The organism is Nocardia sp. NPDC059229 (assembly GCF_042754165.1).
Lineage (GTDB): Bacteria > Actinomycetota > Actinomycetes > Mycobacteriales > Mycobacteriaceae > Nocardia.
Genome location: NZ_JBHZAK010000029.1, coordinates 21,502 through 37,262 on the forward strand (window position 1 = coordinate 21,502; position 15,761 = coordinate 37,262).

Annotated in this window: 1 pseudogene; it reads right to left on the reverse strand. The window is 68.9% G+C overall.

Annotated elements, in window-relative coordinates:
• Window positions 1-15,663 (reverse strand): annotated as a pseudogene (locus ACFXHE_RS39240) (SDR family NAD(P)-dependent oxidoreductase); the annotation flags it as partial.
• Window positions 15,664-15,761: the final 98 nt, after the last annotated feature.

Sequence of the window (15,761 nt, forward strand, 5' to 3'; positions counted from 1 at the left end):
TCAGTCTTCTGAGGAGTTGTTGTAAGCCAGGTCGATCAGGTCGTCGATATCGAGCTCGTCGATCGATTCCTCGGTGATGCTCTGCTCGATCTCGCCGGGGCTGTCCTGCCCGCCGGCCAGTTTCATGAGGGCATCCAACAGGCCCGCGTCGCGCAGGCGGGTGAGCGGAATCGTCTGGAGAGCTCGGCGAATATCGTTCTCCGACAGATCTGTCGATTGGCCGGCGTGGTGCTCGTCGGTGAACTCGTCGGCCAGGTACTCGGCCAGCGCCTGCGGCGTCGGGTAGTCGAATACCAGCGTGGCCGGCAAGCGCAGCCCCGTCGCGGTTTTGAGGGCATTGCGGAACTCGACGGCGGTGATCGAATCGAAGCCCAGGTCGCTGAAGGCCCGGTCGGCCGCGATCGCATTCGCGTTCTGATGACCGAGTACCGCCGCGACCTGACCGCGAACGATTTCGGCGAGCACACCGAGGCGTTCGCTCTCGGGAGTATTCGCCAAACGAGCCCGCAGTGCCGCGGGCGCGTCCGAGGCCGCTTTGCGGCGCGCGGGGACCAGGCCGGACAACAACGCCGCGGCGAACCCCGCATTGCGGAGGCTCTCCAGATCGAGACGGGCGAGGATCGGAGCCGCCGTATCGATTCCGGTGGCCGCGGCGAACAATGTCAGGCCCTGTTCTTCCGACAGCGGCAGCATGCCGGAACGGGACATCCGCTGCCGGTCGACGTCGCTGAGCTCCGTCGCCATACCGCCGTCGGTGCCCCACAGACCCCACGCCAGCGACTGTCCACTACGCCCGGATGCCCTGCGGTGCAATGCCAAGGCATCCAGGCAGGCGTTGGCCGCCGCATAGTTGCCCTGACCGGGGTTGCCGAATGCACCAGCCGCCGAACTGAACAGCACGAACGCCTTCAACGGCAGATCGGCGGTCAGCTCGTGCAGGTGCAGGGCGGCGTCGACCTTGGGCCGCAGGACCGTGTCCATGCGATCCGCGGTGAGCGAACCGATGGCGCCATCGTCGAGCACACCGGCCGTATGGAACACACCCGTGAGCGGGCGGTCCGCCGGGATGGCGGCCAATACCTGCGCGAGCGCGCCACGGTCGGTGACATCGCAGGCGACGAACTCGACCTCGGCACCGAGATGTTCCAGTTCCGCGCGCAACTCGGCTGCGCCCGGAGCGGATGCACCGCGTCGGCTCAGCATCAGCAGGTGCCGGACACCCTGGGTGTCGACCAGATGCCGGGCGAACAGTCCGCCGAGGAAGCCGCTGGCGCCGGTGATCAGAACGGTTTCGTCCGGACCGAGAGCGGAACTCGGCGCTGAGGCGGTCGACGTAGCTGCTCGGGCGAGTCGCGCGACATGCACCTGACCGCCACGTACCGCGGCCTGGGGCTCCCCGGAGGCCAGGATTCCGCCGAGCAGCCCGTGCAGGTCGGAATCGGTGTCCACCGACATGATCCGGCCCGGGTTCTCCGCCTGCGCGGAACGCACCAGACCACCGACGGCGGCACCGGCCAGGTTCGTAATGTCTTCCCCGGCAACCGATACCGCGCCACTGGTCCGAACCACCAGCACCGACTCGGTGAACCGGTGTTCGGCAATCCAGGATTGAAGTACTTGCAGCACACTGTGAGTCGCGGCACGAACTCCGGCGGGATCATTACTCGCCGGGCAGTCCAGCACTACGGCGGCCGGAACCTCGTCACCGAGATCCGCCCAGGACACGGTGCTGATCTCGGACGTGGATACCGAGAGCGGTGTCCAGTCGACCTGGAACAGCGCGTTGCCGACGGTGGATGCGCCGGTGGTCAGCTGTGCGGGATCGATTGGCCGGGAGGCCAGATGCCGCACCGTCGCCACCGGAGCGCCGGTCGGATCTGCCAGCTCCATGGCCACCGCATGCTCGCCGACGCGGGTCAGTCGGATGCGCAACGCGCCCGGTTCCGCCGCGTGCACGGTGACACCGGACCACTCGAATGGCAATGCCGGTCCGGTTCCCTCCGCGGACAGGTAGCCCGCCAGGCGCAGTGCGTGCAGCGCGGCATCGAGCAGCGCGGGATGCAGTCCGAAACCCTTGGCGTCCTGCGGATCCGGAAGTGCGACCTCGGCGAATACGTCATCGCCGCGCTGCCATGCCGCCTGCAATCCCTGGAAGAAGGGACCGTAGCCGTACCCGGCATCGAGCAGCTCGTCGTAGATACCGTCGATGGGCAGGGGCTGCGCACCGACCGGAGGCCATGAGGTGAGGTCGACGGGGGTCGCCACCTCCTCCGGCGCAAGTGCGCCTTCGGCGTTCAGCGTCCACGACGTGGCGGAATCGACGTCGCCATCGGGGCAGGAGTAGATCCGCACCGCGCGACGGCCGGTTTCGTCCTCGGCCGCGACCACGATGCGCACCGCGACACCGCCGGACTCCGGCAGCACCAGCGGAGCCTGAAGCACCAAGTCCTCCAAGCTCGTGCAGCCCACTCGCTCTCCGGCATGCAGGGCGAGTTCGACCAAACCGGTGCCGGGGAACAACACGGTGCCCAGGACCCGGTGATCGGCCAGCCACGGATGGGTCTCCACCGAGAGACGACCGGTCAGGATCACCGCGCCGGAGTCCGGTTGTGACACCATCGCCGAAATCAGGGGGTGTCCGGTCGCCGCCAGACCCATGGCCCGGGCGTCACCGGTACCCGCGGACCCCTCGCGCATCCAGTAGCGGCGACGCTGGAAAGCATAGGTGGGCAGGTCGATTCGCTGGGCTCCCGTCCCGGCGTAGAAGCCGGCCCAGTCGACGGGGGCGCCGGCCACGAACAGTGCGGCCACGGCGTTCAACGCTGCCGACGCATCGGCATGGTCTCGACGCGCCAACGCCACCACCGTTGCGGCCGAGCCATCCCCGTCATCGAGGGTCTGGGCGACCATCGGGGTCAGCACCGCGTCGGGACCGACCTCGGCGAATCTGGACACACCCATACCCGCGATCGCGGTGACCGCATCAGCAAATCGGACGGTCTCGCGAACCTGATCCACCCAGTACGACGGAACCGTCATCTCGTCACCGATCCGGGCGCCGGTCACCGTCGACACCAACGGGATGCTCGGGCGGGCGAACGCCAAACCCTCGATCGCCGTGGCGAACTCGGCCAGCATCGGCTCCATCAAGGCCGAATGGAAGGCATGCGAGACGCGCAACCGATGCGTCCGCCAACCCTGCTCGGCACACCGCTCAGCGACAGCAAGGACATCGTTCTCGACCCCGGAGAGCACCACCGACGACGGACCATTCACCGCCGCGATCGAAACCTCGCCGGCCAGCAGTGACAGCACATCGATCTCGGACGCCCCGACAGCGACCATGGCCCCACCGGCGGGCAGCGCCTGCATCAAACGACCACGCGCAGCGACCAACACACACGCATCGGTCAGAGACAGCACACCCGCCACATGCGCGGCAGCCACCTCACCGATCGAATGACCGGCCACCACATCCGCACGCACACCCCACGATCCGAGCAGCCGGAACAACGCCACCTCGAACGCGAACAAACCCGCCTGCGCGAACACCGTCCGATCAACCAGATCAGCACTCGCCAACGCCTCGCTCAACGAAACCGACTGCCCCAGCAACGGATCCAGCTCAGCGACAATCGCATCGAACGCCTCGGCGAACACGGGATACGCCGCACGCAATTCGGCAGCCATACCGGCCCACTGGGCACCCTGACCCGAGAACACCACACCCGTCGTACCCGCCACCACACGACCGGTCACCACGCCGGGTGCCTGCACACCCGCAGCCAGTGCCCGCGCTCCCGCGAGAAGACCATCACGGTCCTCGGCCACGACCACAGCGCGATGCTCGAACACGGCACGCGTCGATGCCAGCGAGAAGCCGATATCGATCGGATGATGGTCGGCCACAGCCGATGTCAGGCGGGCGGCCTGATCGGCGAGCGCCTCGTCGCTGCGTGCCGAGAGCATCCACGGCACTGCAGTCGGCACAGAGTCCGCCACGGGAGCCTGTTCCACCGTGGGCGCGGTCGCCGGGGCCTGCTCGACGATGACGTGCGCGTTGGTGCCGCTGATACCGAACGAGGACACACCCGCACGACGCGGACGAGCCACCTCCGGCCACGCCACCGACTCGGTCAACAACCGCACATGGCCCTCGGACCAATCCACCTTCGTGGAGGGCTGATCCACATGCAGGGTTCGGGGCAGCACCCCGTGCTGCATCGCCATGACCATCTTGATCACACCACCCACACCGGCCGCAGCCTGAGCGTGACCGATGTTGGACTTCAACGACCCCAGCCACAGCGGATGATCGGCATCCCGGTCCTGCCCGTAAGTCGCCAAAAGCGCTTGAGCCTCGATCGGATCACCCAGCGTCGTACCGGTGCCGTGGGCCTCGACCGCGTCCACCTCGACCGGCGAGACACCGGCATTGGCCAGCGCTTGGCGAATGACACGCCGCTGCGACGGACCATTCGGCGCGGTCAGACCATTCGACGCGCCATCCTGATTCACCGCCGAACCAGCGATCACCGCGAGCACCTGATGCCCATTGCGCTGCGCGTCGGACAACCGCTCCAACACGAGAACACCAGCGCCCTCGGACCAGCCCACGCCATCGGCCGCGTCAGCGAAGGACTTGCAGCGTCCATCCGGGGACAGACCCCGCTGACGACCGAACTCGAGGAACATGTCCGGGGTGGCCATCACAGCGACACCACCGGCCAATGCCAGATCGCACTCCCCCGACCGCAGCGACTGCGACGCCAGATGCAGCGCCACCAGCGACGACGAGCACGCCGTATCCACGGTGACCGCAGGGCCTTCCAGGCCGAACACGTAGGACACTCGGCCCGAGACCAAACTGCCTGCGGCGCCGCTACCGGTGCCGGTCGCCTGGGCGTAGTCGTGGTACATCACACCGGTGAACACACCGGTCGAGCTGCCGCGCAGCACCGCCGGATCCACACCGGCGCGCTCCAACGCCTCCCACGAGACCTCCAGCAGCAACCGCTGCTGGGGGTCCATCACCGTGGCCTCATTGGGACTGATCCCGAAGAAGTCCGCATCGAATTCCGCTGCGGAGTACAGGAATCCACCCTGGCGGGTATAGGTCTTGCCCGCCTTGCCGGGTTCGGGATCGTAGATGCCGTCGATATCCCAGCCACGGTCTATCGGCATGTCGCCGGTGGTGTCGATGCCCGAGGTGACCAGCCCCCACAGGTCTTCGGGCGAGGCGACGCCACCGGGGTAGCGGCAGCTCATCGCCACTACCGCGATCGGGTCATCGCCGGTTCGGACCCGGCTGACCGCGACCTCCTCGACGACTGCGCTGCCGGTGAGCTGGGAGTCGATGAACTCGGCGACGATCTGCGCGTTGGGGTAATCGAAGACGAGCGTCGCGGGCAGTTGCAGACCGGTCGCGGCATTGAGCTTGTTGCGGAACTCGATGGCGCTCAACGAATCGAAACCGAGCTGCTGGAAGGCCTGCTGGGGTTCGACAGCTGCCATGGAGGCGTGCCCGAGGATCTCGGCGGCCACTGATCGGACGAGGTCGAGCTGAGCGGTCCTGCGATCGGCGTCCGACAGTCCGGCCAGCGTGCGCAGGAAGGCCTGACCCGCCTCCGGCGTCCGGCGGCGGACCGGGGCCGGTACGAGCGCGCGGACCAGGGCGGGAATCTGCTCGCCCCGGGTCCGGAGCACGGCCTTGTCGACCCGCAGCGCCACCAGCTGGGCGGTATCGGTCGATATCGCCGCATCGAACAGCGCCAGACCCTCGGCCTCGGAGAGCGGCGGGAAACCCTGTCTGCGCATCCGGTCGAAGTCGTCCTCGGACAGTTCGGTCCCGAGTCCGCTCGAGCGCGCCCACATTCCGTAATCCAGGGACGTGGCAGGCAATCCCAGGCCGCGGCGATGAGCCGCCAGCGCGTCCAGGAAGACATTCGCCGCGGCGTAGTTCGCTTGGCCGGCAGCCAGCACCAGGCCGCCCGCGGACGACACCAGCACGAACAATGACAGCGAGAGGTCGCGAGTGAGCTCGTGCAGATGCCAGGCCGCGTCGACCTTGGGCCGGAAGACGCCGTCGATGCGATCCGCGGTGATCGACTCGATCACACCGTTGTCGGCGGTTCCCGCCGCGTGCACCACACCCGTCAGCGGATGCTGATCCGACATGCTGTCGAGTAGCGCCGCGAGCGCGTTTCGATCGGACACGTCGCACGCGGCGATGGTGACCTCGGCACCCAAATCGGCCAACTCCTGTCGCAGCTCGGCAGCGCCAGGAGCATCCAGGCCACGCCGAGAGGTCAGAAGTAGATGGCGCACATCGTGTTCGGTCACGAGGTGCCGTGCGATCACCGCGCCCAGACCACCCGTGCCACCGGTGATCAGAACAGTGCCCGGTGTGGCCGAACGATCGATCGTGCCGGGTGCGTGAGCGGTCAGACGCGGCACGAACACGCTCGCGCCCCGGAGGGCCACCTCCGGCTCCGACGCGACAGCGGCGGCCACGGTCGCCACGGCGGACGGATCGTCGTATTCATCCAGATCGAGAAGCTGGAAACGACCCGGGTTTTCCGCCTGCGCGGCACGCAGCAAGCCCCAGACCGGCGCCTGCGCCAGATCCACCGACTCGGAATCATCCACGGACACTGCGTGTTTGGTGAGTACCACCAAACGAGAACCGGCGAAACGAGTGTCGGACAACCAACCCTTGACGGCGTCGAGGACGCTGGTCGCGACCTGGCGTGCGGCTCGAGGCGGCACATCGTCGAAGTGAGGGCACTCGAACAAGACGATCTCGGGAACACCCGAATCGGGATCGGCATCCAGATCGGCGATCAATCCCGCGAGGTCACGATGATCGACGGTCGTCGGCGACGGCGCGACAGCGACCCAATCCACCCCGAAGAGGGCTTCCGACACCCGGTCCGTGCCCAGGCGTTCAGCGGATACCGGCCGAGAGACCAAGGCCCCCACCGACATCACCGGCCGGCCCTGCTCATCGGCGAGCTGCACAGCGAACCGGCCCTCTTCACGCGCGATGCGCACCCGCAGCGCGGGAGCACCGGCCGAATGCAACACGACCCGGTTCCAGGTGAACGGCAGCACGGCGGCGCCACCGTCACGGCCGTGAACGATCCCGACATGCAAGGCGGAGTCGAACAGTGCCGGATGGATCCCGAAACCCTTGGCGTCCTTCGGGTCCGGCAGCGCGACTTCGGCGAACAACTCATTGTCGCGCTGCCAGGCCGCCCGCAATCCTTGGAAGAACGGGCCGTAGCCATACCCGATGTCGAGCAGCTCGTCGTACACGCCATCGACGGGCAACGGCTCCGCACCGGCCGGAGGCCAGGCGGTGAGGTCGAAGTCGGCCGCCACCTCGCCCGGGGCGAGAACACCTTCGGCGTGGAGCGCCCACGGGCCCTGCGCCGTCTGCTGCGAATGGACGGTCAGCCGTCGACGACCGGCGTCGTCGGCCGCGGCCGCCACCACCTGCACTGCGACACTGCCGTCGGCCGGCAGCGTCAGCGGGGTGTGCAGCACGAGCTCCTCCACCACCGCGCAACCCAGCAGACCGCCGACGTGGCCGGCCAGCTCGACGAAACCGGTTCCCGGCAGCAGCACGGTGCCGAGCACGCTGTGGTCGGCCAGCCATTCGACGGAGTCCAGCGACCATCGGCCGGTGAAGCTCACCGCACCCGAATCCGGGTGCGGCACCAGCGCACCGAGCAGGGGATGGTCCACCGCGTCGAGACCGACCGAGGTGACTCCGCCCAGTTCGGCGCCGAGCCACGACTGGGCCAGCATCTGCCGGGCATCGAGCCAGAAGCGCTCGTGCTGGAAGGCATAGGTGGGCAGGTCGATTCGCCGAGCCCCGGTACCGGTGTAGAAACCGGCCCAGTCCACCTCCGCGCCGGAGACGAACAGCCCGGCCACCGCACTTACGACGGTCGTGGCGTTCGCGTTGTCACGCCTGGTCAGCGCGATTGCGGTTGCGGTATCGAGAGTTTGGGCGACCATCGGGGTCAGCACCGCATCGGGGCCAACCTCGGCGAACCTGGACACGCCCAGGCGGGCCATTGCGGTGACCGCGTCGGCGAACCGCACCGTGTCCCGGACCTGACCGACCCAATATGACGGAGCCGACATCTCGTCGCCGACCTCGGCGCCGGTCACCGTCGACACCAAGGGAACACGCGGACTGCCGAAGGTCAAACCCGCTATGGCCGTGGCGAATTCGGCCAGCATCGGCTCCATCAGGGTCGAGTGGAAGGCATGCGAAACGCGCAGCCGATGTGTCCGCCAACCCTGCTCGGCACACCGCTCGACGACAGCGGCGACGTCGTCCTCGACGCCGGAAAGCACCACCGACGCAGGGCCATTGATCGCCGCGATCGACACCTCACCAGCCAGCAACGGCAACACATCGAACTCGGGAGCACCAACGGCGACCATCGCCCCACCGGTGGGAAGAGCCTGCATCAGCCGACCGCGCGCCGCGACCAGCACACACGCATCGGTCAGAGACAGCACCCCGGCCACATGCGCGGCAGCGACCTCACCGATCGAGTGTCCGGCCACCACATCAGCTCGCACGCCCCAGGATTCGAGCAGACGGAACAGCGCCACCTCGAACGCGAACAGGCCCGCCTGCGCAAACACGGTCTGGTCGACCAGATCAGTGTCCGCCAGCGCCTCGCTCAGCGAAACCGACTGCCCCAGCAGCGGATCCAGCTCGGCGACAATCGCGTCGAACGCCCCGGCGAATACCGGGTACGCCGCACGCAGTTCGGTAGCCATACCGGCCCACTGCGCACCCTGGCCCGAGAACACCACACCGGTCGAACCCGACACCACGCGACCGGACACCACTCCGGCGGCCGGTGCACCCGCGGCCAATGCCCGAACACCTGCCAGCAGACCATCGCGGCCCTCGGCCACGACGACCGCACGGTGCTCGAAAACACTGCGCGTCGACGCCAGCGAGAAACCGATATCCGCCGGATCCTGGTCGCCCGCAAGCGATGTCAAACGCTCGGCCTGAGCGGCGAGAGCCGCGCCACCGCGCGCCGAGACCACCCACGGCAGCACTCCACCAGCCGGGACGGTCTCGACCACAGCCGGAGCCGGGTCCGCCGCCGGAGCCTGCTCGACGATGACGTGAGCATTCGTGCCACTGATACCGAACGAGGACACACCCGCACGACGCGGACGATCCACCTCCGGCCACGCCACCGCCTCGGTCAACAGCTGGACATGGCCCTGGGTCCAATCGACTTTGGTGCTGGGCTGATCGACATGCAGCGTCTTGGGCAGCACGCCGTGGCGCATCGCCATCACCATCTTGATCACGCCACCCACGCCCGCGGCGGCCTGGGCATGACCGATGTTGGACTTCAACGACCCCAGCCACAACGGACGATCGGCATCCCGGTCCTGCCCGTACGCGGTCAAGAGCGCTTCGGCCTCGATCGGATCACCCAGTGTCGTGCCGGTGCCGTGGGCTTCCACCACATCGACGTCGGCCGAGGACACCCCGGCATTCGCCAGCGCTTGGCGGATCACCCGACGCTGCGACGGACCGTTCGGAGCGGTCAGACCATTCGACGCGCCATCCTGATTCACCGCCGAACCCGAGACCACTGCGAGCACGTCATGACCATTGCGCTGGGCGTCGGACAGCCGCTCCAGCACCAGCACACCGGCGCCTTCGGACCACGCCACACCGTCGGCGGAATCGGAGAACGACTTGCTCCGCCCGTCCGGGGCCAGCCCGCGCTGGCGGCTGAACTCCACGAACGTTTCCGGCGTGGCCATCACCGCGACACCACCGGCCAACGCCAGATCGCACTCCCCCGACCGCAGCGACTGCACGGCCAGGTGCATCGCCACCAGCGACGACGAACACGCCGTATCCACGGTGACCGCCGGGCCCTCCAGCCCGAACACATACGAAACCCGGCCGGAGGCAATGGATCCCGCGTTCGCGTTGACCGGATAGTCGTGATACATCATGCCGGTGAACACCCCGGTCGAACTGCCGCGCAGTTCCACCGGATCGACACCGGCCCGCTCCAACGCCTCCCAGGAGGTTTCCAGCAGCAGGAACTGCTGGGGATCCATCACCGCGGCTTCATTGGGGCTGATGCCGAAGAACGCGGGATCGAATTCGCCTGCGGAGTGCAGGAATCCACCCTCACGCGTGTAGGTCGTGTGCGGCGTCTCGCCGGTGGGGTCGTACAGACGGTCGGTATCCCAGCCTCGATTCACGGGGAACTCCGACGTCGCGTCGGTCCCGTTCGCGACCAGATTCCACAGCTGCTCGGGAGAACTCACCTCGCCCGGGTACCGGCACGCCATGCCGACGATCGCAATCGGCTCGTCGTCGGCGGCCTTGGTGGCGGTGACGGCGATGTCGCGCCCGGTGCCGGTGAGCTCGTCGGCCAGATAGGCGGCCAGGGTGCGCGGTGTCGGGTAGTCGAAAACAACTGCGGCCGACAGTGACAGGCCGGTGGCGGTCTTGAGCCGGTTGCGCAGCTCGACCGCGCTCAGGGAATCGAATCCCAGGTCCTGGAAGGCGGAATCGGGTTCGATCGCTGACGCACCCTCGTGACCGAGGACGGCCGCGATATGGGTGCGCACGGTCGCGAGTACCGCCTGCCGCTGCTGATCGGTATCCAGACCGGTAAGTCGTTGCCGGAGACCGGATGCCGCCGCCGAGGTCGTCACCGCCGGACGCCGGGCCACGGCCGGCGCCAGTTCCCGCAGCAGCGGCGGCAGGAGTCCCGCCTCGGCGCGAGCGCGAATCGCGGTGGTGTCCACGGCCGCGATCACCGCCAGCGCGGTGTCCTGTGCGAGCGCCGCATCCCATCCGGCCAACGCCTGCTCGTCCGGCATCGCGGTGAAGCCGCCGCGGCTCATCCGCGCCACATCGGTCTCACCCAGGTGTCCGGTCATGCTGCTCGAGCGTGCCCACGGACCCCAGGCCAGCGATTGCCCGGCCAGTCCTCGTGCACGCCGGTGCGCCACCAGGGCGTCGAGGAAGGTGTTCGCGGCCGCGTAGTTGGCCTGCCCGGGTCCGCCGATGGTGCCGGACACCGAGGAGAACACCACGAACGCAGCCAGATTCAGATCCGCGGTGGCCTCGTGGAGGTACCAGGCGGCGTCTGCCTTCGGCGCCAGGACCGCGTCCACCCGCTGCGGGGTCAGGGACGCGATGATCCCGTCGTCGAGCACACCCGCGGCGTGGATCACGGCGGTCAACGGCTCGGGTGCGTCGGCCAGGAGTCGGGCCACCGCGTCGGGGGCGGTGACGTCACAGGCCGCGACTCGCACCTGTGCGCCCAGGTCGGTCAACTCGTCGCAGAGCGCTGTCACGCCCTCGGCCTGCGGACCGCTGCGGCTGACCAGCAGCAGCGACCGCACGCCGTGCTCGACGACCAGGTGCCGGGCCACCACGGCACCCAAACCGCCTGTGCCGCCGGTGATCAGCACCGTTCCCGCGCCGAAGGCGGATTCCTCCCCGCGTGTGGATGACACGGGTGCAGGCCGGGTCAGTCGAGCGGTGTGGGTGACGCCGGCGCGCACGGCCACCTGGGGTTCGTCCACGACCAGGACGGTGGCCGCGAGTCGCTCGTCGAGGCCGGTGTCCGCGTCCACCAGGACGATTCGGCCCGGGTCCTCCGTCTGCGCGGTGCGCACCAGGCCCCACACGGCGGCACCCGCGAGGTCGGTGAGATCTTCACCGGGCAGGGCGACCGCGCCGCGTGTGGCGACCAGCAGGGTGCTCGAGGCGAACCGGTCCTGATCCAGCCACGCCTGCACCACCTCGAGGATTCGTGCGACCTCGGTGTGGGTGGTGGCCACCACGTCGGTGCCGGTGTGTTCGTTCCAGCCGGACCCGGCCTCGACGATCACCACCGGGGGCACCGGCGACTGCGGATCCAGCCGATCCCACCGGCCCACAACGGCATCCGCCACCACGGGCTCGGACGCGGTCGGCGACCACACCAGTTCCAGCAGCGGATCGGCCGCGCCGCTCGCACCGGCGGCGGCCAGCTGCGCCAATGGCATCGGGCGGGGCGTCACCGAACCCGACAGCACGGGCTGCCCCTGCTCGTCGCCCGCCCACACCGATACCGACGATCCGGTCGTGGTCAGACGCACGCGCAGCACCGACGCTTCGGCCGCGTACAGCGACACCGACTCCCAGAAGAACGGCAGCACCACCTGGCCCGCCGCCACCGTGAACGGTGAATCCGGCTGTCCCGCAGCCTCTTCGGACACCCCGGCCAGCAGTCCCGCCTGCAAGGCCGCATCCAGCAGCGCCGGATGGATCCCGAAACCCTCGGCCCGCATCCCGGAGTCCGCATCGATGGCGACCTCGGCGAACACCTCGTCGCCGCGTCGCCACAGCGCCCGCACGCCTTGGAACGCCGGGCCGTAGTCGTAACCACGTGCCAGCAGGGCCGTGTACGCGGCCGAGACATCGAGACCGGTCACCTCGGCAGGCGGCCAGGTCTGCGATGGGGGTTCGGTCGCGTCGTCGCGGGCGGTCAGCAGACCCCGCGCGTTGAGTACCCACTCTCCGTCTCGATCGTGTTCGGCGCGAGAGTAGATCGATACCGGCCGTTGCGTGAGTTCGCGTTCCGGCCCGCCGACAACGACCTGGATCTGGACACCGCCGGACGCGGGCAGGACCAGGGGCGCCCGCAGCGTCAATTCCTCGATCGCCGGGCACCCGGCTTCGGCGCCGGCGCGCAATGCCAGCTCCACGAAACCGGTCCCGGGCAGCAGCACCGACCCGGCCACCGCATGGTCGGCCAGCCAGGGATGGGTCGCCACCGACAACCGGCCGGTCAACAGTACGCCACCGGATTCGGGTTCTGAGACCACCGCGCCCAGCAGCGGATGCTGCACCGCACCCAAACCGGCGGACTCGACACCGGCGGCGCCCTGCGCAGGCTCGAGCCAGTAGCGGCGGCGCTGGAAAGCGTAGGTGGGCAACGACACTCGCGAGACCGGCCGACCGGCGAAGAACGCCGTCCAGTCGACCTCGAGGCCGACCGTGTGCGCGTGGGCCAGGCAGGTGACGAACTGCTCGACCTCGGCCCGGCCTCGGCGGGCTCCGGCGATCACCGACGACTGGGATTCGAGGTCCTCCGGCAGGCATTGCCGGGTCATGGCCGTCAGGACCGCATCGGGACCGATCTCCAGGAACCGGCGCACACCCGAGGCCGCGAGGGTCTCGACGCCCCGGGCGAACTGAACACTCGCCCGCACCTGCTGGACCCAGTACGCGGGCTCGAGTACCTCATCACCGGCGATCCGGCCGGAGAGATTCGAGACCAGGGGAATCTGCGGGCGGCGATAGGTCACTTCCCGTGCGACAGTGGCGAACTCGGCCAGCATCGGGTCCATCCGGTGGGAATGGAACCCATGCGACACCCGTAGCCGCGAGGTCTTGCGGCCACGGTCGGTGAACCACTGCTCGAGCGCCGTCACCGCGTCCTCGTCACCGGAGACCACCACGGCCGCAGGCGAATTCACGGCCGCGATGGACGCGCGGTCCGTGTGGTCGGCGAGCGCCTCGGACACCTCGCGCTCGGTGGCCGCGACGGCCAGCATCGCGCCGCCCTCGGGCAGCCGGCCCATGAGGCGGCCGCGCGCCGCGACCAGCCGGCACGCGTCCGGGAGCGACCACACACCGGCGATGTACGCGGCGGCCAGCTCACCGATCGAATGGCCGATCAGGAAATCCGGTGTCACATCGAAGGATTCCAGGAGCCGGCACAGTGCGACTTCGTAGGCGAACAGTGCGGGCTGGGTGAACTCGGTCCGATCCAGCACGGCGGTATCGGTAGCGCCGACCTGCCGGCCGGTGAACATCACCTGCTTCAGCGAACCGCCCAAGAGCGGGTCGAACTGCGCACACACCTCGTCCAACGCGGCGGCGAACGCCGGGAACGCCTCGGCCAGTTCACGTCCCATTCCGGCCCGCTGTGCGCCCTGCCCGGTGAACAGGAAGGCTGCCTTGCGCGTAACCGCCTGCGCTGCGGTCACGCCCGCGGCGGTGCTCGCCGATCCGTGTTCCGCCAGCGCGGCCAGTCCGGCGAGCATGGTGTCCCGGTCGCCGGCGACCACCGTGCCCCGCCAGTCCAGCCGGGCGCGGGTCGTCAACAGCGAATAGGCGATCTCGTCGGTGGTCAGGTCGGGGTGTTCGGTCACCCACTGCCGCAGTTTGCCCGCCTGCGCACGCAGGCCGTCCTCGGTCTTCGCCGAGACCAGCCAGGCGGAGACATCGGACGCCACGACCGGCGCACCCTGATCGGGGGCCTCGTCCGCCGGTTCGGAGGGGGCCTCCTCCAGAGCGGGGGCCTCTTCCAGGATCAGATGAGCGTTCGTGCCGCTGGCGCCGAAGGAGGACACGCCGGCGCGACGCACCCGCTCCCCCGCCGGCCACGGTTCAGCCGCGGTGAGCAGCCGCACCGAGCCCGCCGACCAGTCCACGTGCGGGGTCGGAGCGTCGACATGCAGTGTCGCGGGCAACGTTTCGTGCCGCAGCGCCTGCACCATCTTGATCACGCCGCCGACACCGGCCGCGGCTGAGGTGTGCCCGACGTTCGACTTGAGCGAGCCGAGGCGCAGCGGAGCTCCGACGCGACCGCGACCGTAAGCGGCGATCAGGGCCTGCGCCTCGATCGGGTCGCCGAGAGTGGTGCCGGTGCCGTGCGCTTCGACCACATCGACGTCGCCGGGCGTCAGACCGGCATTGGCCAGGGCCTGCGCGATCACCTTTTCCTGCGACGGACCGTTCGGTGCGGTCAGACGGTTGCTGGCGCCGTCCTGGTTGATCGCGCTGCCGCGGATGACCGCGAGAACGGGGTGGCCGAGACGGCGGGCATCCGAGAGTCGCTCGACCGCGAGCATGCCGAGACCCTCGGAGAATCCGGTCCCGTTCGCCGCCGCCGCGAAGGCCTTGCACCGCGCGTCCGGGGACAGTGCGCGCTGGCGGCCGAAGGCGATCAGCAGGGCCGGATCGGACATCACGGTGACGCCGCCGACCAGGGCGAGCGAGGTGTCGCCCTGCCGCAGCGCCTGGCACGCGAGGTGCAGGGCGACCAGCGACGACGAGCACGCGGTGTCCACCGAGAGCGCCGGACCCTTGAAACCGAAGGTGAAGGCGACCCGGCCGGAGAGGATGCTGGAGGAAACACCCAGGTAGGCATGGCCTTCCGCCTCGGCGGTCAGGCCCGGCGAACCCACGCGGGGGCCGTAGTCCTGATGGATCACACCCGCGAACACGCCGGTATCGCTGCCGCGCAGCGACACCGGATCGATGCCCGCATCCTCCAGGGCCTCCCAGGCCGCTTCCAGGAACAGGCGCTGCTGCGGATCCATCGCCAGGGCCGCGCGCGGGCCGATCCCGAAGAATCCGGCGTCGAAATCGCCTGCCGCATCCAGGAATCCGCCTTCGCGGGTGTAGATGGTGCCCGGCGTATCGGGATCGGTGTCGAACAGCCGCTCGAGGTCCCAGCCGCGGTCGGCCGGGAAGGGCCCGATGGCGTCGGTGCCCGAGGCGACCAGATCCCACAACTGCGCCGGAGTTTCGACCCCGCCCGGATAGCGGCAGCTCATGCCGACGATCGCGATCGGTTCGCCGGCCCGGTCCTCCAGATCCTGGATGTGCTTCTTGGCGGCGCGGAGGTCTCCGGTGAGCTTGCGCAGATACCGGCTGAGCCGTTCCTCGTTGCTGG